Annotated in this window: 1 protein-coding gene; it reads left to right on the forward strand. The window is 37.1% G+C overall.

What is annotated here, in order from left to right; translation table 11 throughout:
- The first annotated feature begins 414 nt into the window (after nt 1-414).
- Complete coding sequence (locus tag BUB87_RS13950; RefSeq protein ID WP_084111366.1) at nt 415-1,035, forward strand: EAL domain-containing protein; 621 nt, start codon at nt 415-417, stop codon at nt 1,033-1,035.
- Nucleotides 1,036-1,125 lie beyond the last annotated feature (90 nt).

Genomic DNA, 1,125 nt, shown 5'->3' on the forward strand with positions numbered 1-1,125 from the left:
GTGGGTTTATTAAGTGTTGTCTTTTTTAGAGTTTTTGAGGCCTTTATTTTTCAAGGTTCCAAAAAATACCACTTGACATTACACCGCTTGTCTTGTTAATATAAATATACAACAATTCACATAAAATCACAACACCTCAAATAAATCAAGTTGGCAGTTAATAATTATTTTATTTCCTATCCCCAAAAAAGATGGTGTTTGGCTTTTATATCTCACGGGCAACCTCATATGAATCCCAAATAGCATAGAGTTCAGCGTATCAAATGTAACAAAATCTTTATTTTGTTTCTTAAAAAATTTTATGTATTTTAAAAATCTTATATCAAGGAGAGAAAAGCATCATGAATTACCATATAATCCATTGGTATCAGCCTATTTTTCGATTAGATACAGGCAATATAGTGGGTCCTACACATATATGTATCCCCTCAGGACCTTTTTAAATACGCTAAAAGGGCAGGTATCAGCCTTAAACTGGACATACACTCTCTACAACTAGCCATAAAAAACGCCAATTCTATGTTGAACACACTGTTTGTAAACATCCTCCCATCTACACTGCTCAACAAAAACTTTATCCGGTGGTGGGATAACCATATAGACCTCCCTGTCCCGATCGTTCTGGAACTATCAGAAATAGAACCAATTGCCAATTGGTCTGCTCTTAAATACATTGTGAGCGAATTGCACCATCGCGGAGTAAAAATCGCCATCGACGACATGGGCACAGGTTATTCCTCTTTAAGGCACTGGTGTGACCTCAATCCTGATTTTGTAAAACTGGATGGGTATTACATAAACGACCTTACAAAAGACAGCCGGAAACAGCGGGTTATAAAAAGCCTATTAAATCTTTTCGAGAATAACGCTGATCTCATCGCAGAAAAAATAGAAACTCAAGATGAACTTCACGTGATCAAAGATCTAGGTGTGAAATATGCCCAGGGATATATTTTAGGCAGACCTGCACCTCTCAAGTGCATCATAAAAAATTTAAAGGGTGATTGTCTTGATAAACAGGCGCAAATACTTTAGGAAGAACCGGCGGGAATCCTCTCCAATTCATTGAAGAGATGAAAGCCGGAATTCAGCGGGCAAAGAGAATATGTGCTAAAATATAAGCAG

The organism is Caldanaerobius fijiensis DSM 17918 (assembly GCF_900129075.1).
In the GTDB taxonomy this organism is placed as follows: Bacteria; Bacillota; Thermoanaerobacteria; order Thermoanaerobacterales; family Caldanaerobiaceae; genus Caldanaerobius; species Caldanaerobius fijiensis.